Below are 21,855 nucleotides of genomic sequence, written 5' to 3'. Positions count from 1 at the left end.
ACTCCGGGCGCTGACGCTTCCGGCTCCAAGCGCTGGTGGAGGCGCTGGACGTGTGGACGACGCAAATCCTTACCAACCGCCGCAGGCAGGCGGCGAGCCGCCTCCGGACGACGTGCCTCCGCCTCCGCAGCAACTCGGCTATGGGCTGATCTTATCAGTCCTCTGCTTAGCCGCGCCGTTGCTTGTGTGGACCCTGATCTGCCTCGCCTGGTCCTTCTACGAGGGACTCGGATGGTCCGGACCGTTCGCCGATCCCGAACTCAAGCAATACTTTCGACGCGGGGCGCCGATCGCCGCAGCGATCGGGTTCGTCGCCTCGCCCCTCGTCGGCGCCGGGATCCGCTATTCTTACGATCGACGCTGCGCTCGCGCTCAGTCAAACGCACTACTCAAGTCCGCCCTGCATGACCCAAATCTCCCTCATCGCCGCGGTCGCTGAGAACGGCGTCATCGGCCGCGGGGGCGAGCTCCCCTGGCGGCTCTCGTCCGACCTGCGCCGCTTCAAGCGGCTCACGATGGGGCGCTGCCTGATCATGGGCCGCAAGACGTACGACTCCATCGGCCGGCCGCTGCCGGGGCGGGTTTCGCTGGTGCTGACGCGCTCGCCCGGCGCGTCGGAGGTCGAAGGCCTCAGCTACGTCGACTCGCTCGACGCGGCGCTCGCGCGGCTCCCCCAGACCGGCATGAAGACCGACGAGGCGTTTGTGATCGGAGGCGCCGAGGTCTACCGGTTGGCCCTCCCGCGCGCCGATCGCATCTACCTGACGCGTGTGCACGCGGAGGTAGAAGGAGACGCGTTGTTCCCCGAGGTCGACTGGGACGCGTGGGAGCTGGTCGAGTCCGAACCGCAGGACGCGGGTCCGAAGGATGAGTTCGCGTGCACCCACGAGGTATACGAGCCACACGTAAGCGGGAAATAGCCGACGGGCTCAGTCGCGGTAGGTCATCACCTGGTCGATGGACTCGGCGCCCGCGGCCAGCATCACCAGCCGGTCGAACCCCAGCGCTACCCCCGTGCTCGCGGGGAGCCCCGGGTGGGCCATCGCCCCGAGCAGCGCCTCCGGGAGCGGCAGCGCCGCGTGGCCAAGCTCTACGCGCCCGTGGTTGACGCGCTCCAGCCGGCGGCGAAGCTCCTCCGCGTCGCACAGCTCGTGGTAGCCGTTGGCCAGCTCGACGCCGCGCCAGTACAGCTCGAACCGCTCGGCGACGGCGGCGCCGTGGGGGTCGGTGGTTGTCCTGGCAAGCGACGCCTGGCTGCCGGGGTAATGGTAGAGCGCCTCGGGGGCGTCCCGGCCCAGGTGCGGCTCGACGCCGAGCGCCAAGATGATGTTCAGCAGCCCGTCGCGGTCCCCCCCTGCGGCCACGTCCCTAGAAAGATCGACGCCGAGCGACTCGCACGCGGACGACAGCTCGGACTGCGTTGCCGTGAAGGGGTCGAGCCCTTGGTGCCTAACGAAGGCCTCGCGGTACGACGTTCGGACCGCGGCCGGCGCCCCCGCCACGCGCTGCACCAACGCGTCGAGCAGCGCGATCCCCTCGGCCATGCCGTCCCCGGGGCGGTACCACTCCACCATCGTAAACTCGGCGTTGTGCAGCGGGCCTTGCTCGTCGGCCCGGTACGCGCGGGCGACCTGGATGATGGGGCCCGACCCCTCGCACAGCAGACGCTTCATGTGTAGCTCGGGCGAAGCTTGCAGGTAGCGCAGCGATGGGTCGTCGTGGTCGCTGCATCCAGCAGACCCTCCGACCCTAGGTCGCAAGCTGCGGGGCGCCTGCGAGGCGCGCCATGGTTCGATGTGCAGCTCGGGGATCACCTCAGCGCTTAGCGCCGGGGTTTCGACCTCCAAGAACCCGTGCTGGGCGAAGAACGCCCGCAGCCTCGACAACATCTGGGCCCGCATGCGCAGCCGATCGAGCCGGTTCACGGGGCGACCTTCTGTCCCGCCAACAGCGGGGGCATGGGGCAGTCCAACAGGTCCGAAACGCCGCGGAGCAGCTCTGCCTCGCGGAGCGTCACCTCGCCGTCGGTGCAGATGGCCGCGGCGCAGGCGTCGACCACCCTGCCCCGCTGCTTCGGCGCGGCGTGGGTGAGCGTGTCGAGCGCGCCGCGGAGCGCGGTGAGCGAGCACTGGTCGCGGGGCAGCAACCGCACGTCCAGCTCTGGGAAGTGGCAGCTTGCGTCCGAGAACGCGGCCGACGCCTGGGTGTCGTCCCCGCCGACGTACGCCAGCGTAGAAAGCACCTGCGCCACTTGGGCGCCCAGCTTCTGCAAGCCGTAGTACTGCACCGCGGGGGCGCGGACCTTTTCGTACTGGGGCCGCAGGTGGCGGGAGAGCACCTGGCCGAGGGTCCACTCGAACAGCCCCAGCCGCTGGTCCGCCTCGACCAGCAGCCGCAGGCAGTTGCCGAAGCCGACGTACTGCGGCGTGCTCAACGACTTCAGGGCCGGCAGCGTCATGTCGACCAGCGGCAAGCGGGCTCGGTGGTCGACCGCGTCGATGGCCGGCAGCAGCTTGTGCATCAGCTCGCGGACGGGCGCCTCCGCGCCCTGGGCAAGGCCGGCGAGCTGCGCCTTCCGCACCGCCGGGTCGCGGTCGAGCAGCAGGCCGTAGATCACCGCCCGCGCGCCGAACGGCTCGTGGGCCGCGTCGATCAGTTCTTCCGGCAGCGACTCGATCAGCCGCTGGGCGTACGAGCGGTGCTCGCGGGTCGGGGCGCCGATGTGCTCGGCGGCGTGGTCGACCACGTCCAGCGGCACCGAGCCTTCCGCCGGGCGGCCCGCGGCGCCAACCGTCGCGGCTGCCGCAACAGAGAGGCCGCCAGAGAAACCCATGGCGCCCGCGGCGCCGACCGCCGAGGCCGCCTGGCCAGCGGCGGGGGTTTCGGGGAACACCCCGTTCCAGTCGGGCTCGATCGCCAAGATCCGTTTCTCGAGCGGCGGGTGCGTGGCGGTCAGCCCCGAGAGCCCCTCCCACACCCCGGTGGCGAAGAACATGTGGCTCGCCTCGGCGGCCGCGGGCGCCTTCAGCCGGCCGCCGGTGACCGCCGCGCCGATCCGCTTGAGTGCGCCGCCGATGCCCCCCGGGTTGCGGGTGAACTGCACCGCCGACGCGTCGGCCAGGTACTCGCGCTCGCGCGAGATGGCGGCCTTGATGAGCCCCCCCATGAATGAGCCGAGCGCCCCCAGCACGATCAACGCCAGGCTGACGGCCAAGACGACCAGGATGGCCGATCCCCCAGAACCGCCCGAGCCGCGGCTATTGGAACGCCTGCTGCCCCCGCCGCTGTAGATGAACGCGCGGAACAGCCACTGGCCGATCAGCCCCAGCAGCAAGATCCCCTGCAGGTAGCCGATCATGCGGATGTTGAGCCGCATGTCGCCGTTGAGGATGTGGCTGAACTCGTGGGCGATGACCCCCTGCAGCTCGTCGCGGCTGAGCGTCTCGGCGCAGCCGCGCGTGACCCCCACCACCGCGTCGCTGGGAGAGTAGCCCGCCGCGAAGGCGTTGATGCCCTGTTCGTCCTCGAGCAGGTACACGGGGGGGACCGGCACGCCGGAGGCCAGCGCCATTTCTTCCACCACGTTCAGCAGCCGCTGCTCGACAACGCCGCCGGAGTTGGGGTAGAGCCGCATCCCGCCCAGGTGCTCGGCCACGCCGGCGCCCCCGCCGGAGCGGAGCTGGACCCCCTTCACGGCGCTGGCGCCAAGGATCACGGCCAGCGTTAGCACGCCGGCGCCGACCACCGCGTCCCAGCGGAACGACTCGGGCCGCCCCATCGCGTCGTACCCGCCGGCCAGCGGCGCAAGCGTGCTCTGCTGCTCGACCAGCACGAAGTAGGTCACGGCGCTCACGGCGCCCACGATCCCGATCACCGCCAACGCGAACAACAGCACCAAGAAGCTGGTGTTCCGCCGGGCCCGGTCCTGCCGCTTGTAGAAGTCAGTCGCCATAGCAGTGCGGCTTCGCCGCGGGGGTGGGTCCGCTTGCGCGGACGGGGAGTGTTCGCTTCGCAGACGGGGGTTATCCGCCTGCGGCGGATGGGGTTGGGGGACGCGCAGGCGGAGGGGAAACGCGTGTCACAAGTCGGCGGTAGCGGTCGTGCCCGGTCGTTGCATCGCTTGCGCGCCCCCCAACCCCATCCGCCGCAGGCGAATACACCCCGTGGCCGCAAGGCCACACACCCCGGTCGCGTCAGCGACCACACCCCGCTTAGAAGGTGACTTTGGGCGCCTGGGCGATCGCCGCGGAGTCGAACTCCAGCAGTTCGGCGTCGCGGCCGTGGCCGAACAGGCCGGCGAAGAAGATCGGGGGGAAGCTCTGGCGGTAGGTGTTGTAGGCCATGACAGAGTCGTTGAACGCCTGGCGGGCGAAGGCGACCTTGTTCTCCGTGCTGGTGAGCTCTTCGGAGAGCTGCATCATGTTCTGGTTGGCCTTGAGGTCCGGGTAGGCCTCCGACACCGCGAACAGCCGCCCCAGCACGCCGCCGAGGCCCTGCTCGGCGCTGGCCAGCTTGGCCATGGCGTCGGGGTCGCCCGGGTTGGCCGCGGCGCCCTGCAGGGCGCCCGCCGCGGTGTTGCGGGCGGCGATGACCGCCTCGAGCGTTTCCCGCTCGTGGGCCATGTACTTCTTGGCGATCTCAACCAGGTTGGGGATCAGGTCGTAACGCCGTTGCAGCTGCACCTGGATCTGCGAGAAGGCGTTCTCGAAGCGGTTCTTGAGCTGGACCAGCTTGTTGTAGATGCCCACACCGAACATCAAGAACAACAGGCCAAGGGCGGCCACAACAATCAGGGCGATCATCCAAGGAGGCATGTGCAGCTCGGGGGAAGAGGTTTTAGGTTTTAGGAGTTAGTCGTTAGGCATTAGGGAAACAGCAATCGCCTAGTAGCCGACGGGCTCCGCCCCGTCATCGATTGGGCCCCGTCGCGATTCAGGCAGTCGCCCGACCCGTATTCCTACATCATCACTTCGCTGTCCGACGTCGAATCTTGGGGACCGCGTCGACCGTGGGTCGGCAGCGACTTTTCCCAAGTCGCACAAGCGGATCGACCGCACCCCCTACGACTTCTCTTCCGGCGCGGTGGTCCGCTCGATGTAATCACCCGTACGCGTGTCCACCCGCAACCAGTCGCCCGTGTTGATAAACGCCGGGGCCAGGATCTCGGCGCCCGTCTCTAGGGTGACCGGCTTGGAGACGCCGGTGGCGGTGTTCCCCTTGGGCGCCGGCTCGGCGTACTGCACCTGCAGCACCACGTGGTTGGGGGGGGTCACGGCGATGGGGTTGTTGTCAAACGTCATCACCTGGCACTCCATCCCTTCCTTGACGTACTTCCAGGCGTCCCCCATCTGGTCGGGGGTCAGCTCGTACTGCTCGTAGTCCTGGTTGTTCATGAACACGAACGCGTCGGCCACCTTGTACAGGTACTGCGCGGTGAACTCCATCACGTCGGCCGCCTCGAGCGACTGACCGGCACGGTAGGTGCGGTCGACGATCGTGCCGCGGATAAGGTTCTTCATCTTGCACTCGTACAACGCCGCCCCCTTGCCCGGCTTGCGGAAGTTCATCTCCACCATCAAGAAGGGGGTGCCGTCGATCTGGATCTTCAGACCCTTGCGGAAGTCGCTGGTGCCGTAGGTTGCCACGCCGTAGGTTCCGTGTTTGGTTTTGAAGGAAACTTGCCCACAAATCGATCGAACAACGCGAATGACCGGCCGCGGAACGAGCGGCAGTTAACACCGCCACGCTGCTCAGGCAAGCCTAGGACACTCCGACCCGAGGAGCGTGTCGCGTGGAAGCTTGGCCTGGTTTCGGCTAGGATTCTCTCTTGATTCGTTCCATTCGCTCGATTCGTGGGCTCAATTTGAAGTGGATAGTGTAGCCGCCCCCCCGCCGGTTGTCCGCCCCAAAGGGCCGGCGGCCTCTCCCTGGAAGCAGGCGCTGAGGGAAGCGATCCGCGATCCGGCCGAGCTGTGCCGGCTGTTGGGGCTGCCCCCGGACCTGGGCGATCGGGCCGCGGCCGCCGGTTTTGGGCTGCTGGTGCCGCGGGGGTACGCGGCCCGGATGCGGCACGGCGACCCGGCCGATCCGCTGCTGCGGCAGGTGCTTCCCGTGGGGGAAGAAACGCTCGAGGCCCCCGGTTTTGGCGTCGATCCCGTCGGCGACCTGGCCTCCCAGGGGGCCCCCGGCCTGCTGCACAAATACCGCGGCCGGGCGCTGCTGGTGACCACCGGCGCCTGCGCGGTGCACTGCCGGTACTGTTTCCGCCGCCATTTTCCGTACGAAGAATCGCCGAAAGGGCTCGCCGATTGGGCGCCGGCCGTCGACTACCTGGCCGCGGACGATTCGATCCACGAGGTGATCCTCAGCGGCGGCGACCCCCTCTCGCTGGTGGACGAAACGCTCGCCCGGCTGGCCGACCAATTGGCGGCCATCCCCCACCTACGCCGGCTGCGCATCCACACCCGCTGGCCGATCGTGCTCCCAGAACGCGTCACCGACGCCCTGGTAGGCTGGCTCACCGGCACGCGGCTGGCGCCGGTGGTGGTGGTCCACGCGAACCACGCCCAAGAGCTAGACGCCACCGTCGCCGCGGCGCTCGGCCGGCTGGCCCGCGCCGGCGTGCCGCTGCTCAACCAAGCGGTGCTGCTGCGGGGCGTGAACGACAGCGTCGTGGCCCAAGCCGAGCTGAGCGAGCGGCTGATCGAGGTCGGCGTCACGCCCTATTATTTGCATCAGCTCGACCGGGTCGCAGGAGCGGCCCACTTCGCCGTGCCGATTGAACAGGGCCGGGCGATGGTCGAGGAGCTACGAGCCCGGCTGCCGGGCTACCTCGTGCCTAGGTACGTCGAGGAGCGCCCAGGCAATCGTTCCAAGACACCCCTCGACTCACTCCCGTAGTTTTTGTGCGTGCTTGTGCATTTTCGTGGCCATCGTTCCGTGAAATCCGTGCTATCCGTGGTCGAAAAGTCCCCCATCCACGACGCCGCCGCGGTCGACCGCGTACGCGCCGACTTGAAGATCAACCCAGACGAGGTCCGCCGGCTGCGGACCCGCTTCTTCAAGCACGGACGCGACGACCTTGCGGCGCTCGAGGCGATCTCGGCCGACCGCCGCGAGGCGTTCGCCCAGCGGGTGGGGTTGCACTCGCTCTCGCTCGACCAGCGGATCGACTCGTCGCTCGACGGCGCCACGAAGCTCCTCTTCCGCACCGCCGGCGGGTTCCTGATCGAGTCGGTCGTGCTCCGCCCCGCCACGGGCCGGACGGCGCTGTGCGTCTCGAGCCAGGTCGGCTGCGCCGCGGCGTGCGACTTCTGCGCCACCGGGCGGATGGGGATCGCCCGCGACCTGACGGCCGCCGACATCGTTGACCAACTGGTGCAGGCCAACCAGCTGCTGCGCAGCGAAGACCGCCGCGTCCGCAACGTGGTGTTCATGGGGATGGGCGAGCCACTGCATAACGAGGCCGCGCTGCACGGGGCGCTGACCGCGCTGACCGAGGCCGCCACCTTCCACCACCCGCCGAGCCGCATCCTGGTGAGCAGCGTCGGCGTCCCGGCGGCGATGCAGCGGCTGGCCGAGGCGTTCCCGACGGTGCATCAGGCGCTGAGCCTGCACAGCGCGGTGCAGGGGACGCGTGAAGAGATCGTCCCGCTGTCTCGCAAACACACGGTGGCCGAGCTGCGGCTGACGGTCGCCCAGCTCAACCGCCGGCAGCGCTGCCCGGTGATGCTGGAGTACGTGATGCTGGCCGGCGTGAACGACGGGCAAGAAGACGCTGCGGCATTGCTCGCTTGGTGTGCGGGTCTGCGCGTGCACGTGAACCTGATCCCCTACAACCCGGTGGCCGACGCGCCGCACCTGGCCGGCAGCGACCGGCCGACGATCGAGGCGTTCGCCAACGTGCTCAAAGCAGCCGGCGTGCCGACAACGGTCCGCTACTCGCTGGGCGCCGACATCGAGGCGGCGTGCGGGCAGTTGGTGCGGAAGGAGAACCGGAGGATCGCGATGCGCTAGGGGAAGCGTCCGATCGCGGCCTCTTCCCCGCGGATCGCCAATGCAATCGGCCGATTGAGCTGGAGCGCTTGGATCGTGGCTCGACCGGTAGGGGTTCGACCCAGCACCGTCGTGCCGACCCATTCAAAGTGATCCTGCCATTGTTGCTGGCGGGGATTGAAGAGCTGAACGGAGCTGTTGGCAACAGGGTCCTCAACCACCTCTCGGGCGCCCTTTCGTAGCGAACAGGAAACGCAAGCAAGCGCCAGATTGCCCGCGTCGGTCGCTCCTCCCGCGGAAACCGGACACACGTGATCAATGTGGAAAGTGGCCTCCTGCCCCAACTGAGATAGCTGGCAATACTCTCAGCGATTCGCGGCGCGTTCGATTGTCGCTCGACGAAGTGCGGCCGGTACGTGCGCCATCAGCTTTCACCGGCGATCCGTTGCGCTCGCAGCTTTAGCAAAGACAACAACTCCGAAAGCTCGACCAGCCCTTCTGCTTCCCCGCGCTGATCTTCGCTGAGACCCCGCCCAGAATCCTGAGCGTCCAACAGGAATTGGAGGCGCCTATGAACGGCGGCAGGCAGCTTTAGCCCTGCGAGGTGCTCCGGCATCTCAACCTCGAACTGAATCGTCTGGGACATCCGTAGGAGCCATGGGGGGCAATGAAGTCACTCTATTCTAGCACTATCCGAGCGAGGGACGCCAACTATCCTCACTCCCCGAACGGCAATGCCCTTTCCTCCACGGGCTTCTTCGCCCGCTTCTTCTTCCGCGCCTCCCGGTCCTTCAGCTTGATCCCCCCCGCCGTGCTCGGTGAGCTGAGGATCGGGTCCTCGGGGCCGCTCAGCGGGTCGCCCGGGTTGATGGCTGCGAGCCGCTTGGCGGCGTGCGTGGCGTACTGCTCGGAGAGCTCGAAGCCCATCCATTGCCGGCCCAGCTTCTTGGCCACCGCGGCGGTGGCGCCGCTGCCGCTGAAGGGGTCGAGCACCAGGTCGCCCTCGTTCGAAGAGCAGCGGATGATGCGGGCCATCAACTGCTCGGGCATCTGGCAGCCGTGCCAGCCCTGGCGTTCCTTGAACGTGCCGGCGACGCGCGAGAAGCACCACGTGTCGTCCATGGGCTGCAGGGCGCCCTCCGTGTCGCGCAGGTCTTGCGGACGCAGGATCCAGGTGTCGTCCGGCAGCCGCCCGATGGGGTTGGCGCGGCTGTCGCCGTACACCAGCGCGCGGGCGCTGGGGACACGCACCTGGGGGTCGAGGGCGTTGAACGTGTGGTTCTCTTGATCTTTGACGAAATGGAACAGGTGGACGTGGCTGCGGTTGAACTTGCGTTTGCAGTTCTGCCCGAAGGTGTAGTACCAAACCACCCAGTTGCGCGGCTCGAACCCCACCTTGCGGTGCGCGGCCACACGCAGGTCCGCCGCGAACTCGTCGCCGATCGCCAACCAAAACGAGCCGGTGGGCCTCAGTACGCGGTGGAGCTGCCCGATCCAGTCGGCGCACCAATCGATGTACGCCTCGTCCTCGTGCCGGTCGTGGTAGGCGTCGTACTTGAAGCCGATGTTGAACGGCGGGTCGGCGAACGCCAGGTCGACCGACTCGTCTTCCAGCCGGGCGAGCAGCTCGAGGCAGTCTCCCTGATGGATGCAGTTGGGCGCAACGCCACTAGGTTGCGGAGGAGAGGTGGGTTGCTTCCGTGCTTTGGCCATCTGGCGAGCCTGTTTGTGGGCCTGGGGGTCCTGAAACCCCAGACTAGCGGCGCGGCGCGCGCTGTCAATCTGCGGACGCGGCCCGAGAGCGCCGCAGCAGCTCGTCGTGGATGCGCCTGGACGACCCCTCGAACTTCGCTTCGTTAGCCAGCTCGACCTCGGGTGGGTTCGAGCCGTCGGGGCGGATGTCGTTCAGGTTCACGCCCCAGCCTCCCAGCAGGGTCCAGTAGGTAGCGGCGTCGGAGTGATCGACGCAGTTATGCACGTATTTTCCCTCCACAAACACGGTTCCTAGCCGGCTGGTGCGGAACCGGTCGAAGTACTCGCGACCCTTCGGGCTGCCGCTGACGATGCCGTGCTGGCCGATGGCGCCGCATTCGTGGTAAACGATGTCGCCCGCCTTGGCCCGCTGCTTCATGTACCGGCAGGCCGCGGCGTCCTCGCGGCAGTTGGCCACGTCCTCGGGCTTTTCGGGAGACCCCTGGTGGTGGGGCGAGTCGGTCCAGTGGGCGATGAACCGCATCTTACCGAGCAGGTCGCGTCGGTCGGTCGCCAAGCAATGGCTCACGGCGATCGCGGGCTCGGTGAGCGAACCCCAGCACAGCACGTTCACCGCATCGCTCTGGCCCTCGACGGCGTCGAGCAGCGCCTGGACGGTGTCGTAATCTTTAAGCGAGCGGTAGTCTTTCTTCGGATCAAAACGCTCGGCGGTCGGCTTAATGCACGACTCCTGGAAGCGGATGTTCTCTGGGTAGCCGCCGATCTCGCGGTTGAGCGCGGGAAGATCGTGGCGGTAGGCCCCGCCGAAGTAGCGCTCCGCCCACTCGGACTGATCGGGGGTGCCCCGATGCTCGCCACGGTGCGTACTGGCGACCACGATCCCGAGCGTATCGAACTCGCTCGCCATCAGCAGGTAGCCGGCCATCGCGGAGATGTCGTCGGGGTCGTTCAGCGTCCCCTCGCTGTTGCCGCCCGGGATCGTCTTGTCGCTGGTGTCGGTGTAGATCCAGACTTTCGGTTTGTCGGCGAGGGCCGGCAAGACCGTGGCGAGCGTGAGCAGAAGCAGCGTGGCGCGTAGCATTGCGAAAAGACCGTGACGAGTAGCGGACCGGACCTTGGGGGCGCTGCCGTGCCGCTCACGCCTGGGCGTGCGGACGCTGGATGCGTTCCCGGGCCGCAGTTTAGCAGACCGGTCCGCGCAAAGCTAATATGAAACCAGCTTTTCGCCACGCAGCAGGTCGTCGCTTGTCTGCCGCTCGCGGACCAGGTGGGCCTTGCCCTCCTCGATCAGCACCTCGGCGGCCAGCGGCTTGGAGTTGTAGTTGCTCCCCATCACCGCGCCGTAGGCGCCGGCGCAGCCGATCACCAAGAAGTCGCCGACGCGGGCCTCGGGCAGTTCGCGCTGGTTGACGAAGCCCCCTTCGTCCTGCGTGAAGATGTCGCCCGATTCGCACAGGGGGCCGCCGACGACTACTTTTTGGGTGGGGTGGCCGTGGGTTGCTCCGTCGGTGTGGTTGCTGAGACGGGGCGCCGACGGCTCGCCCGTGGATGCTCGCCCCTCGCCGCTCGCCTCGCCCCCCTCTCCCGGACAGATGGTCATCGGGTGGTACGCGCCGTACAGGATGGGGCGGGCCAGGTTGTTGAAGCCGGCGTCGACCAAGTAAAAGAGGTTGTTTCCCTGCTGCTTCACGGCCCGGACCTCGGAGATCAGCCAGCCCGACTCCGCGGCGAGGTAGCGGCCCGGCTCGATCTCCAGGCTCACTGCGTGGCCGAAAGCCTCGGCGAGCCGGCGGCGTGCGGCGTCCCACAGCTCGAAGTAGCCCGACAGGTCGGCGCGGACGTCCCCCTCGCGGTAGGGCGTGCTGATGCCCCCGCCGGCGCTGATGGAGTGGATCGACGGGCCGATCTCCAGCGCCGTTTTTTCTAAAGCCCCGCACACCTGGCCCAGGTGCTCTAGGTCGGTCCCGGAGCCGATGTGCATGTGCAGGCCGGTGATCGACAGGCCGTGCCGGCCGGCGCGCTGCTTGCAATCCGCGATGTCGGTGTGCCAGATGCCGTGCTTGCTCTGCTCGCCGCCGGTGTTGGTCTTTTGGCTGTGGCCGTGGCCGAAGCCGGGGTTCACGCGGAGCGTCACCCCCAGCGGCGCCTTGCCCAGTTCGGCCGAACGGGCGCCGTACTGGTCGAGCATGTCGGGCGAGCCGCAGTTGACCGGCACCCCTTGGTTGATCACCAAGTCGAGCGACTCGCGGTCGAAAATATCGGCCGTATACACCACTTGGGCCGGCTCGCCCGGACCCAGCTTAAAGCCGGCCGCGACTGCGCGGGCGACTTCACCGGAGCTGACCGCGTCGACCAGCACGCCGTGGCGGCGCATCAGGTCGAGAACCGCGATGTTCGAGCAGGCCTTCTGGGCGAAGCGGATCACGTCGAACCGCTTCAGCTCCGCGATCCGCTGGACGATCGTCTGGGCGTCGTAGACGTACAGCGGCGTGCTGTACTGGGCCGCCAGCTCCGGGATGGAGTGGCCGGCGATTTGGGTTTGAACGAGCGGGCTGGGCATTAGTTAAGCTATTTGGGCCTTATCGGGGCGGTCCAGTCTTCGTGCCGGAGGCCGGGGACCTTGTCAAAGTCGACGGCGTTGCGGGTGAGCAGCGTGAAGTTGCGGGTCAGGGCGATGGACGCGATCCGCAGATCGAAGGTCCCGATGCGCACCCCATCCGCTCGTAGCGACTCAAACTCTTCGGACGCCGCTTGATCGAAGGACGCAATGTGCATCAACTTGAATGCGTCTACCAGGGCCTCGAGCCGGCTGTAGGCGTACACAAGGTGGGGTGCCGGGCGACGCTGGCGGAGATACGACTGCCAACCCGCGAACTGCTCGTGGAAGCTGACAATGGGCAAAAACACGTCTTCGCCCGCGACCTCAGCCAGTCTCCGAGTGAGACTAGTGCGCTCTGCAGAAAGTGATCCGAAGTAGAAGGCAGCGTGATCTGTGTCCAGTAAGTACACGGCGCTACTGACGCTCCGACTTATCGTCGCGTTCGGGCTGTTCGTCGTAGTTCTTGCGATACTCCCGGCCCAGCCGCGCGATCTCTTCGAACGCAGGATCGTCGGCAAAGATTCCGGCAGTTTTTTCCAGCCAGTCGCTCTTGTCGGATTTCTTGAACACGCCCACAGCCTCCTCGAGGCGGAGGATGCGAGCTTCCAATTCTTCTATCTTCGTCATCTCCGCACTCCTACAACCTAAAATCCCCCTTGGGCCCGCTGCTGTACGCCCAACGTGGCCGCGGCGCCGATCGCCTTGAGGACCCCTTCTTCCATCTCGAACCGCATCTTGATGCCGTCGGTGATGTACTGCTGGGTCATCAGGATACGGTCGGAGCCCTCAGCGTCTTCGAGCGCGTCGGACAGCATGTCGAGCACCGCGGCGGCCTCCGGGTTGGGGGGCGCTACCGCCTGGGCCGTGGCGATGAACGGCTTGAGCGACATGACCATCATCAGCGGATCGCTCTTCTTGCCGGGCGAGGCCTTCGAGGCGTCGATGGCGCTCTTCATGGCGTCCATGTAGTCGCTTCCAGCGGCCAGGTAGAGCTCCGACTCGCCGATGCCTAGCGCGACGCTCACGGTCTCACCGAACAGCTTGCGGGCCGGCGCGGCGTCCGCCGGGATCGGCAGCGACATGGTGTGGAACGAAACGCCGGCGTGGGTCGCGGCGTTCCACTTCACGCCGGGGAAGTCGGGCTTGCCTTCGGAGAGCTTCACCAGCTTCCGCAGCGCGGTCTCGATCTTCTCCGGGTTCACCACGTGGCCCCCGGCGGTGATCGTAGCGCTGGCGTCGGACAGCATCACCTTGGCGCCGGCGTCCATCTTGCCGGCGGACACGGTCGCCTCGACCACCTCCATCACGTCCCCCAGGGCCGACTTCATCACCTCGCGGGCTTCGTCGTTGGGGAGCGAGGGGTCGTTGTCGATCTCGTTCTCTGCCTTCTCTCGCACGGTGGCCAGGGTCAGCTTCATCTGCTCGATGTCGGACTGCATCAACTCGGGGGAGTTCTCGACTGCCAGCCCCATCGTCATCGCGGCGGCCGGATCGATGAACCCGGCGAAGTCGGTCTTGCTGTTCTGGTAGACCGCCACCTGCTCGGCCAGCTTGCTGCCGGGAACGACAGTGTACACGACGTCTAGGAAGGTCTTGCCGGCGGATTGGTCGACGCCCCAGCCGATGGTGGCGGTGTCGAACTCAGTGAAGAGCCGCTCGATGTTGGCGAGCTGCAGCTCGGCGAGCTCCTGCCGCTTGGCGAAGGTCTCGTCGCTCTCGTCGGGCTCTTGCTCCAGGCCGGCCTCGATCCCCTCGCGGAGGCTGCCGATCGCTACCTGCCGGTACATCGGCGGGATGTTCTGCACCATCGCCTTGACGCTGATGCTGTAGCCCTTGGCCATCTCGGTGAACATCGGCCCGGGGTCGGCCGGCGCGCCGCCGAACGCGTCCGGCAGGTTCGATAGCAACGCCCAGGGGCCCTGCTGCTTGATGTACACCGACTGCGCCTGCCCGGGCACCTGCGCCTCGAAGACGCCGTCGCCCAGGTCGTCCGGCTCAACGCCGGTGGCCGCCAGCATCTGCATCGCGGCGTCGAAGTCCTTCATCGGCAGGCACAGCAGCGGCACAAACTGGGCGCCGTCGGTCTGCATCAGGAAGCCCCACGGCTTCTTCTTGTCGACCGGCTGGGTGAACATGCCCGCGGTCCCCTGCAGCATCTGCACGCTGTCGGGGTTGCCAGACACCTTGGCCAGGTAGCTGATGTCTCCCATCAGGTTGTCGTAACTCGACACCGCGGCGGCGACGACGGTGGTCATCTTGCCCCCCGCCACGGCGGCCGGCTCTTCGAGCACGGCGGGCTGGGCGACGGCGATCGGTGCGTACGCGGCTGCGGAAAGCATCAGCACAGCCGGCGCGGCGCAGCGCCAGGAAGCGGTCAGATAGGTCACGTCAATCTCCTCGGGATGCGGAGCGGAGTTTTAGAATCAGAGTTTCAAGAACGGACGGTCAGCGGGAAGGCTATTCGTGCAAGCCGGGCCGTCCTCGGCCCGCGCGCTCGGAATTATCGGAACAATCGCGAGGTTCCTGCGTAACGTAGTCGCGCAGTGATCGGGGGGGGCCGCCACGGACGGGCCTCATCTGCCCGGCCTCATCTGCCCGGCTGAGCATGCCCGGTTGGGCCTGACCAACTGGCCCCGCCCTACCGCTCGCGGTAGGTGATTCGTCCCTTGGTGAGGTCGTAGGGAGATAGCTCGACGCGGACGCGGTCGCCTGGAACAATACGGATGAAGTGCTTCCGCATCCGCCCAGCGACGTGCGCCAGCACCAGGTGCCCGCCGTCGATCTCAACGCGGAACCGGGTGTTTGCCAGCGCCTGGGTAACGACGCCTTCGACTTCGAGAGCCTCTTCCTTTTCCTTTGCCATACGGGCCAAACTGCTTTGTTCTTTGTTCGCGGAGCGTCTTAGGACGGGGGTGTTCTGACGCGGGGTATTAAGTCACGGGACGGCTTGGCAGGGTTGTCCGCTGGACAAACCCGGCACACGACGACCCGCCGTGGGTCCGATAAATCGACAACACGAGTAACGCTGCCGGTCGGCCGCCGTTCGGGAGTCAACCCAACCGGACCGACCGTGGGCCGGCCCAACAACATTTTAGGCTGGCCCACCGGGGCGACCGGCCACACGGGGGGTGACTGGCCGCACGACGGGTAAAAACGAGCGGCCAATGCGGCCAAACGATATTCTCGGCAAGTATAGGCCGCTTTGGCGGGCAGCGTCCAGATAGCGCCCCTTGCGCAAGGCAAACAAACGTCAAATTCAGACTGTTCCGCATCCCGCCAGAATGGCGTCTGCCCGATCGCCAGATTGCGATAAACTGCAATGACCGTGAGCACCACCGAATATACAGACGCCCCCCGCCCCGACGACGACGCGGTCCGCCGCGCCAAGGCGGAGATCCGCGGCATCGTCGGCCAGATCGCCGATCTGGCCCGCAGCGACGCTGCGCCGGAGCGTTTTTACGACGAATTCCTCAATAAAGTGGTCGCCGCGCTGGCCGCGATCGGCGGCGCCGTCTGGACCCTGTCCGACACCGGCGTCCTGCAGCTCGCCTACCAGATCGACCTGCGACGCACCGGTTTGGCGGAAAACCCCATCGGCCAGGCCCAGCACGGCCGGCTGCTCACCCGCACGCTCACCACCGGCGAGGGCGCCCTGGTGGCGCCCCACTCCGGCGCCACCGGCGGCATCGACACCGACGACGAGAACGCCGCGGCCAACCCCACCGACTTCCTGCTGGTGCTGGCGCCCGTCCACAACGACCAGGGGGTCCAGGGCGTCGTCGAGGTCTTCCAGCGGCCCGACACCCGCCACAGCGTGCAGCAGGGCTACCTGAAGTTCTTGCTGCAAACCTGCGACCTCGCCGGCGACTACCTGCGGGCCCGCCGCCTCAGCCACCTGGCCCAGAAGCAGAGCCTGTGGGAGCAGCTCGAGTCGTTCACCCGCACCGCCCACGGCAAGCTAGACGTCAAAGAGACCGCCTTCACCATCGCCAACGAGGGACGCCGGCTGATTGGCTGCGACCGCGTCTCGGTCGCCGTGCAGAAGGGCTCCCGCATGACGATGGAGGCCATCAGCGGGCAGGACGCCTTCGACAAGCGGTCGAACGTAGCGACGCTGCTCACCCGCGCCGCCCGCGCCGTGGCCCGCACCGGCGAAGACGTGTGGTACTCCGGCGACGCCTCGAACCTGGCGCCGCAGGTAGAGAAGGCGCTCGACGCCTACGTCGACGAGTCGCACACCAAGGGGATGGCCATCCTGCCGCTGCTGGAGGCCGAGGACGAGGACGCCCCCCCCGAGCCGGGCCAGCGACGCAAACCCCCCAAGGTGTACGGCGCGCTCATCGTTGAGCAGATGGTCGACAGCCAGGAGCCCGAGGGCTTCCGCCAACGGGTGGCCGTGGTCCGCAGCCACGGCACCACGGCGATCGCCAACGCGCTCGAGCACGAGAGCCTGTTCTTGATGCCGTTGTGGAAGACCCTCGGCAAAGCCACCTGGTTCATCCGCGGCAGCCGGCTGCCGAAAACCGTGGCGGTGCTGACGCTGCTCACGGGGCTCACGCTGGCCGGCGTGTTTGTGCACAAAGACTTCACCGTTCAGGCGGACGGCGAGTTCCTGCCCGACCTGTCGCGGAAGGTGTTCGCCCAGGTCGGCGGCGTCGTGACCGACGTCAAGGTGCACGACGACGACGTGGTCACGGCCGGCCAAACGGTGGCCGTGCTGCGGAACATCGAGCTCGCCAACGAGCTGACCGGCGTGCTGGGAGAGATCAGCACGGCCGAGGCGCAGATCGAATCGCTCAACTTCGAGCTCTCCGACCGCGCGGGGCTCGACCGGGCCGACATCGACGAGCGTCAGTCGCGGATCTCGCAGATCCAGCGGCAGCTTTCCTCGCTGGAGCAGCGACGCAACCTGCTCCGAGAGAAGCAGACCATGCTCACCATCACCAGCCCGATCGCGGGCCGGGTGATCACGTACAAGGTAGAGGACGTGCTGGCGGGCCGGCCGGTGAACACCGGCGACGAGCTGATGGAGATCGCCGACCCGACGGGCCCCTGGCGCGTCGAGGTGAACATGCCCGACAAACGGATGGGCCACATCCGATCCGCCTGGCAGGCGGCCGGCGAGAAGGGTCCAGACGAAGGCTCCCCTGGGGGGCCCAGTGGGGGTCTCGAAGTGACCTTCCACGCCCGTTCGCACCCCGAAGAAACATTCACGGGCCGCGTGATCGAGATCGGCCAGACCGCCGAGCCGCGGGGCGAGGAAGGCAACACGGTCCGCCTGGTCATCGACTTCGACAAGCAAGCGTTGTTCAGCAAGGTCGGCGAGCCCAAGGTGGGCGAAGGGGTCCGCGCCAAGGTGCACTGCGGCCAACAGTCGATCCTGTACTGCTACTTCCACGACCTGATCTACTTTGTGCAGTCAAACATCCTGTTCTGGTTTTAGACGGACGGGTTAACCACTGAGCCACGGAGAAAACGACGGAGGATTGCCACGAAAAGGCGCGAAAAAGCACAAAGAAAGCGCCTGCAAATAGCCAATTTCTAATGACCAAAGATTCAACCACCGTCTCTTGAAATTAGTCATTGAGGCTTAGTCCTTGGTCATTTTGCCTTTGTGCCTTTTTGTGCCTTTTCGTGGCCAACGTCCGTCTCCGTGCTCTCTATGACTCTGTGGTTAACTGCGTCGCGAGTTTCCCTCAACCGGCGGTTGTCGATGAAGCCCCTATTGCTGATTGGTCTGATCACGTTGGCGGCGCCTGCCCTTGCGCAGCAGTTCCAGTTGCCGGCCGACGCCCCCCCTGCCGCCGCCGGGCCGGCCGGCGACCCGGTGATCGAGCGGTGCATCATCGGGCTGGTCGAAGACATCCGCATCCCCGCCAGCGACGCCGGCGTGCTGACGCACCTGGCGGTGAAGCAAGGGTCGGTGATCCGCTCGGAGGACGTGATCGCGCGGGTCGACGCCCGTGAGGTCGAGGCCCAACGCAACGCCGCCAAGTACGCGGTAGAAAGCGCCCTGCAGCGCTGGAAGGACGACATCGAAGAACGGTTCGCCCGGGCGCAGCTTGAACACGCCAAGTCGGCCCTGAAGGAGATCCGGAACGCGAACAAAGACCTGCAAGCGGTCACGAACGACGAGGTCCGCACCGCGGAACTGAACGTCAAGCGGTCGGAGCTGGCGATCGAGAAGGCGCAGCACGACCGCACGCTGGCCGGGCACGAGTACTGGGTCAAGAAGGCCGAGCTGGAGCTGGCGCAGATCGCCGTAGACAAGCGGACCATCTTCGCCCCGTTCGACGGCGTGGTGCTGGAGGTGCTGCGGCATCAGAACGAGTGGGTGTCGCCCGGGGACCCCATCGTCCGCGTGATCAAGCTCGACACCCTGCAGGTAGACGGCTACGTCCGCCTGGACGACTACTCGCCGTCGCAGATCGACGGCTGCGAGGTGACCGTTGAGGTCAACGTAGGCCCGGGCCGCACCATCCCCACCGCGGGCCGGATCGTGAACATCGACCCCATCGCCGGCACCGACGGCAAGGGCTCGCGCTACCTGGTGCGTGCCGAGATCGCCAACCGCCAAGAAGACGGCCGCTGGCTGATCCTCTCGAGGCTGCCGGCGAAGATGACCATTCACTTAGGCACCGGCGGCATCAGCAGCGCGGCTGCGCCGCGGGGGACTGGGGGCTAGGGGCAGCGCGGCTGCGCCGCGGGGGCTGGGGGACGCGCAAGCGGGAGTCGGCGTCAAACTAGGGCCGATGAGCGATGGGCGCAGTTGACGCTAACTGAGGCTTTGGTGCATGTCAGACCCGATACGCAGCTACCAGGACCTTGAGGTTTGGAAGTCGGGGATGCGGGTGACGCTCCGCGTTTACGAACTGACCAGAATATTCCCCGACGACGAACGCTTCGGGTTGGTCAGCCAACTACGTCGGGCCGCTACGTCGATCCCTTCTAACATCGCTGAGGGACACGCCCGACAATCGACGAAGGAATACCTTCATCACGTCTCGTACGCACTTGGCTCTCTGGCGGAAGTTGAAACCCAAGTCTTGATCGCAGAGGAGCTGAAGTATCTCTGCAGGGACAACTCACAAACGCTGCTCAGCGACCTCGCAGGACTAGGAAAACAGCTACGTGCCCTAGCGACGGCCCTAAAACGAAACCTCGCCCCCTAGCGTCCCCCAGCCCCCGCGGCAAAGCCGCGCTGCCCCCAGCCCCCGCGGCGTAGCCGCGCCTCCCCCGACCCTATGGCCACGCTCGCTTCCAGCCTCGTCTCCTCCACCAGCCGCGCGCTGCCGATACGGGTGCGTCCTGATCTTGAGGCGAAGCGGAACCGTTATCAGGGGCGCGTTTACTGGGTGGTGAAGGACCCCGTGGCGCTGCAGTACTTCCGCTTCGAGGAAGAAGAGTTCGCCATCCTGCAGATGCTCGATGGCGAGTCCAGTCTCGAAGAGATCGCCGATCGGTTTGAGGCCGAGTTCCCGCCGCAGACCATCCGCACCGAGGAGCTGCAGCAGTTCATCGGCATGCTGCACCGCAGCGGGCTGGTGCTGACCGACGCCGGCGGGCAGGGCCTGCAGCTCAAGACGCGGCACGACGAGCGGAAGAACAAAGAGCGGATGGCGATGGTCGCCAATATCCTCTCGGTCCGCTTCAAGGGGTTCGACCCCGAGCGGTTGCTCAACTTCCTCTACGGCCTGCCGCCGGTGCGGTGGTTCTTCTCCACCCCGGCGCTGGTGCTGTGCCTGATGCTGGTGGCGGCTGCCGGCACGCTGATCCTGGTGCAGCTAGACACCTTCCAGTCCCGCCTGCCCGACTTCCACACCTTCTTCTCCGTGCAGAACTGGCTGCTGCTGGCCTGCGTGCTGGGGACCACGAAGGTGCTGCACGAGTTCGGCCACGGGCTCAGTTGCAAGCACTTCGGCGGCGAGTGCCACGAGATGGGGGTGATGTTCCTGGTGCTCACGCCCTGCCTGTACTGCAACGTGAGCGACAGTTGGATGCTGCCCAACCGCTGGCACCGCGCCGCGATCGGCGCGGCGGGCATGTACGTTGAGGTGGTGCTGGCCTCGGTCTGCACGTTCATCTGGTGGTTCAGCGACCCCACGACGCTGCTGAACAACATCTGCCTGAACGTGATGTTCGTCAGCTCCGTCAGCACGATCATGTTCAACGCCAACCCGCTGCTGCGGTACGACGGCTACTACATCCTCAGCGACCTGCTAGAGATCCCCAACCTGCGGCAGAAGGCCAGCAGCATCCTGTCTCGAAAATTGGGGCAGCTCTGCCTGGGCCTCGAGCCCCAGGACGACCCGTTCCTGCCCAAGAAGCACCAGGGGCTGTTCGCCCTGTACACGGTGGCGTCTGCCGTCTATCGCTGGGTGGTGGTGCTGTCGATCCTGTACTTCTTGAACCAGGTGTTCGAGCCGTACGGGCTCAAGCCGATCGGACAATTGATCGCGTTGAGCGCGGCGTGGGGGCTGGTCGGGCAGCCGCTGGTGAAACTGTGGAAGTTCCTCAAGGTCCCCGGAAGGCTGAACAAAGTGAAACGTTGGAGAATGGTGGTCTCGGCCCTGGTGATCGCCGCGGCAATCGCGGGCGTGCTGCTGGCGCCGATCCCGTCGGCCGTGTTCTGCCCCGTCGAGGTGGCGCTGGACGACGCGGAGACCGTGTACGTCTCGTCGCCGGGCGTGCTGCAAGCGCTGCTGGTGAAGCCGGGCGACCGGGTGGCGGCGGGCCAGCCGCTGGCGCGGCTGCGGAACATCGACCTCGAGCTAGAGATCGGCAAGCTGGAAGCGCAGGTCGACGCCGCGGTGACGCAGATCGAGGGGCTCGAAGCGATGAGCTTCGGCGACCCCCGCGCCGCGAGCCGCATCAACCAGGTGAACGAGCAGCTGGCCGCCGCGCGCGAGCAACTGGCCGGGCAGCTTGAAGACGCCGCGCGGTTGGTGCTCAAGGCGCCGATCGCCGGCACGGTGATCCCGCCGACCATCAAGGACGCCCGCGGCCAGGACCCGCGTGGGCTCGGCTCGTGGATCGGCACGCCGTTCGACGCCGAGAACGCCGGCGCCGTGCTGCAGCAGGGCGCCGCGTTCTGCCAGGTGGGCGACCCCACCAAGCTGGAGGCGCGGATCGCGATCAACCAGAGCGACAACGAGCTGGTGCTGATCGGCCAGTCGGTGGAGATCATGCTCGACCAATCAACCGACGTGGTCTACCGCAGCAAGATCACCCGCAAGGCGAGCGAAGCGATGGAGCAGACGCCGCCGCGGCTCAGCAGCCTGTCGGGGGGCAAGCTCGCCACCCAGGCGGACGAGTCGGGGGTCCCCCGGCCGCTGGAGCCCCACTTCTTCGCCGAGGCGCCGCTGCGCGGCGACCTCGGCCCGGCCGGCATGCTCCGCGTCGGCCTGGTAGGCCAGGCCAAGATCCACACCGCGCCGCGCACCCTGTGGGAACGCCTCACGCGGTACTTCTGGCAGACGTTCAATTTCGATTGATCGCGCCTGGAAGGTCTCTCGCAGAGGCGCGGAGGCGCAGAGGGTGAATCATCA

The 21,855-nt window shown here is 66.8% G+C and carries 18 protein-coding genes and 1 pseudogene; 7 read left to right on the top strand and 12 right to left on the bottom strand.

Annotated elements, in window-relative coordinates:
- Positions 1-404 precede the first annotated feature (404 nt).
- Positions 405-920 (top strand): dihydrofolate reductase, encoded by a 516-nt coding sequence (locus tag Pla175_RS02665; RefSeq protein ID WP_145281081.1) that lies wholly within the window; start codon positions 405-407, stop codon positions 918-920.
- Between the two features lie 9 nt (positions 921-929).
- On the opposite strand, the gene epmA is transcribed toward Pla175_RS02665, so the two are convergent.
- The 4 genes from epmA to efp form a co-directional block, all read right to left on the bottom strand.
- Positions 930-1,925: an EF-P lysine aminoacylase EpmA gene (gene epmA / locus Pla175_RS02660; protein ID WP_145281078.1), complete on the bottom strand. Its 996-nt coding sequence runs from the start codon at positions 1,923-1,925 to the stop codon at positions 930-932.
- Positions 1,922-3,952, bottom strand: a complete 2,031-nt coding sequence (locus Pla175_RS02655; RefSeq protein ID WP_145281076.1) for a M48 family metallopeptidase — start codon at positions 3,950-3,952, stop codon at positions 1,922-1,924. The genes epmA and Pla175_RS02655 overlap by 4 nt, the downstream gene beginning before the upstream one ends.
- A 259-nt stretch (positions 3,953-4,211) precedes the next feature.
- Positions 4,212-4,814 (bottom strand): LemA family protein, encoded by a 603-nt coding sequence (locus tag Pla175_RS02650; RefSeq protein WP_197527224.1) that lies wholly within the window; start codon positions 4,812-4,814, stop codon positions 4,212-4,214.
- A 246-nt stretch (positions 4,815-5,060) separates the two neighbouring features.
- Positions 5,061-5,645 carry an elongation factor P gene (gene efp / locus Pla175_RS02645; RefSeq protein WP_145281074.1) on the bottom strand — a complete coding sequence of 195 codons (585 nt, stop codon included), beginning with the start codon at positions 5,643-5,645 and terminating at the stop codon, positions 5,061-5,063.
- Between the two features lie 223 nt (positions 5,646-5,868).
- On the opposite strand from efp, the gene epmB reads away from it, so the two are divergent.
- Together epmB and rlmN are read left to right on the top strand one after the other, a co-directional pair.
- On the top strand, positions 5,869-6,900 hold the full coding sequence (gene epmB / locus Pla175_RS02640; protein ID WP_145281072.1) for an EF-P beta-lysylation protein EpmB: 1,032 nt from the start codon (positions 5,869-5,871) through the stop codon (positions 6,898-6,900).
- Positions 6,901-6,939: 39 nt separating this feature from the next.
- Positions 6,940-8,016, top strand: coding sequence for a 23S rRNA (adenine(2503)-C(2))-methyltransferase RlmN (gene rlmN / locus Pla175_RS02635; protein WP_231954139.1), 1,077 nt, complete (start codon positions 6,940-6,942; stop codon positions 8,014-8,016).
- Here rlmN and Pla175_RS26960 read toward each other — a convergent pair.
- The 8 genes and pseudogenes from Pla175_RS26960 to infA all read right to left on the bottom strand — a co-directional run.
- Positions 8,013-8,348 (bottom strand): annotated as a pseudogene (locus Pla175_RS26960) (HNH endonuclease); the annotation flags it as partial. The gene rlmN and the pseudogene Pla175_RS26960 sit on opposite strands and share 4 nt — an antisense overlap.
- A 364-nt stretch (positions 8,349-8,712) precedes the next feature.
- Positions 8,713-9,708 (bottom strand): DNA-methyltransferase, encoded by a 996-nt coding sequence (locus Pla175_RS02620; protein WP_145281070.1) that lies wholly within the window; start codon positions 9,706-9,708, stop codon positions 8,713-8,715.
- Positions 9,709-9,772: 64 nt separating this feature from the next.
- Positions 9,773-10,789: a nucleoside hydrolase-like domain-containing protein gene (locus Pla175_RS02615; RefSeq protein ID WP_145281068.1), complete on the bottom strand. Its 1,017-nt coding sequence runs from the start codon at positions 10,787-10,789 to the stop codon at positions 9,773-9,775.
- A gap of 123 nt (positions 10,790-10,912) precedes the next feature.
- On the bottom strand, positions 10,913-12,268 hold the full coding sequence (locus tag Pla175_RS02610; protein ID WP_145281066.1) for a diaminopimelate decarboxylase family protein: 1,356 nt from the start codon (positions 12,266-12,268) through the stop codon (positions 10,913-10,915).
- A gap of 8 nt (positions 12,269-12,276) precedes the next feature.
- A complete protein-coding gene (locus Pla175_RS02605) occupies positions 12,277-12,615 on the bottom strand; it encodes a type II toxin-antitoxin system VapC family toxin (protein WP_145281064.1) in 339 nt (112 codons plus the stop codon).
- 106 nt (positions 12,616-12,721) lie between these two features.
- Positions 12,722-12,934 (bottom strand): hypothetical protein, encoded by a 213-nt coding sequence (locus Pla175_RS02600; protein ID WP_145281062.1) that lies wholly within the window; start codon positions 12,932-12,934, stop codon positions 12,722-12,724.
- A 17-nt stretch (positions 12,935-12,951) separates the two neighbouring features.
- The gene (locus tag Pla175_RS02595) at positions 12,952-14,694 is read right to left on the bottom strand and encodes a hypothetical protein (protein ID WP_145281060.1); all 1,743 of its coding nucleotides are present in this window, start codon (positions 14,692-14,694) and stop codon (positions 12,952-12,954) included.
- Positions 14,695-14,945: 251 nt separating this feature from the next.
- Entirely contained in the window at positions 14,946-15,170 is a 225-nt protein-coding gene (infA, locus tag Pla175_RS02590) for a translation initiation factor IF-1 (RefSeq protein WP_145281058.1), read from the bottom strand.
- A gap of 462 nt (positions 15,171-15,632) precedes the next feature.
- Between infA and Pla175_RS02585 the strand changes: the two genes are divergently transcribed.
- From Pla175_RS02585 to Pla175_RS02570, 4 genes are all read left to right on the top strand, one after another.
- Positions 15,633-17,750 (top strand): HlyD family efflux transporter periplasmic adaptor subunit, encoded by a 2,118-nt coding sequence (locus tag Pla175_RS02585; protein WP_145281056.1) that lies wholly within the window; start codon positions 15,633-15,635, stop codon positions 17,748-17,750.
- A gap of 270 nt (positions 17,751-18,020) precedes the next feature.
- Positions 18,021-18,992 carry an HlyD family secretion protein gene (locus Pla175_RS02580; RefSeq protein WP_197527222.1) on the top strand — a complete coding sequence of 324 codons (972 nt, stop codon included), beginning with the start codon at positions 18,021-18,023 and terminating at the stop codon, positions 18,990-18,992.
- A 109-nt stretch (positions 18,993-19,101) separates the two neighbouring features.
- Complete coding sequence (locus Pla175_RS02575; RefSeq protein ID WP_145281052.1) at positions 19,102-19,479, top strand: four helix bundle protein; 378 nt, start codon at positions 19,102-19,104, stop codon at positions 19,477-19,479.
- 72 nt (positions 19,480-19,551) lie between these two features.
- Positions 19,552-21,801, top strand: a complete 2,250-nt coding sequence (locus tag Pla175_RS02570; protein WP_145281050.1) for a biotin/lipoyl-binding protein — start codon at positions 19,552-19,554, stop codon at positions 21,799-21,801.
- Positions 21,802-21,855: the final 54 nt, after the last annotated feature.

The sequence above is a fragment of the Pirellulimonas nuda genome (assembly GCF_007750855.1).
Lineage (GTDB): Bacteria > Planctomycetota > Planctomycetia > Pirellulales > Lacipirellulaceae > Pirellulimonas > Pirellulimonas nuda.
The sequence above is the reverse complement of the archived record's forward strand: the minus strand, read 5'-3'. Positions and strand labels throughout refer to the sequence as shown.

Excerpts from the sequence above, each read along its gene's own strand:
- Pla175_RS02580 (WP_197527222.1), top strand. The coding sequence starts at position 18,021 with ATGAAGCCCCTATTGCTGATTGGTCTGATCACGTTGGCGGCGCCTGCC.
- Pla175_RS02570 (WP_145281050.1), top strand. The coding sequence starts at position 19,552 with ATGGCCACGCTCGCTTCCAGCCTCGTCTCCTCCACCAGCCGCGCGCTG.
- Pla175_RS02575 (WP_145281052.1), top strand. The coding sequence starts at position 19,102 with ATGTCAGACCCGATACGCAGCTACCAGGACCTTGAGGTTTGGAAGTCG.
- Pla175_RS02610 (WP_145281066.1), bottom strand. The coding sequence starts at position 12,268 with ATGCCCAGCCCGCTCGTTCAAACCCAAATCGCCGGCCACTCCATCCCG.
- Pla175_RS02615 (WP_145281068.1), bottom strand. The coding sequence starts at position 10,789 with ATGCTACGCGCCACGCTGCTTCTGCTCACGCTCGCCACGGTCTTGCCG.
- Pla175_RS02650 (WP_197527224.1), bottom strand. The coding sequence starts at position 4,814 with ATGCCTCCTTGGATGATCGCCCTGATTGTTGTGGCCGCCCTTGGCCTG.
- Pla175_RS02655 (WP_145281076.1), bottom strand. The coding sequence starts at position 3,952 with ATGGCGACTGACTTCTACAAGCGGCAGGACCGGGCCCGGCGGAACACC.
- Pla175_RS02600 (WP_145281062.1), bottom strand. The coding sequence starts at position 12,934 with ATGACGAAGATAGAAGAATTGGAAGCTCGCATCCTCCGCCTCGAGGAG.
- Pla175_RS02665 (WP_145281081.1), top strand. The coding sequence starts at position 405 with ATGACCCAAATCTCCCTCATCGCCGCGGTCGCTGAGAACGGCGTCATC.
- infA (WP_145281058.1), bottom strand. The coding sequence starts at position 15,170 with ATGGCAAAGGAAAAGGAAGAGGCTCTCGAAGTCGAAGGCGTCGTTACC.
- Pla175_RS02620 (WP_145281070.1), bottom strand. The coding sequence starts at position 9,708 with ATGGCCAAAGCACGGAAGCAACCCACCTCTCCTCCGCAACCTAGTGGC.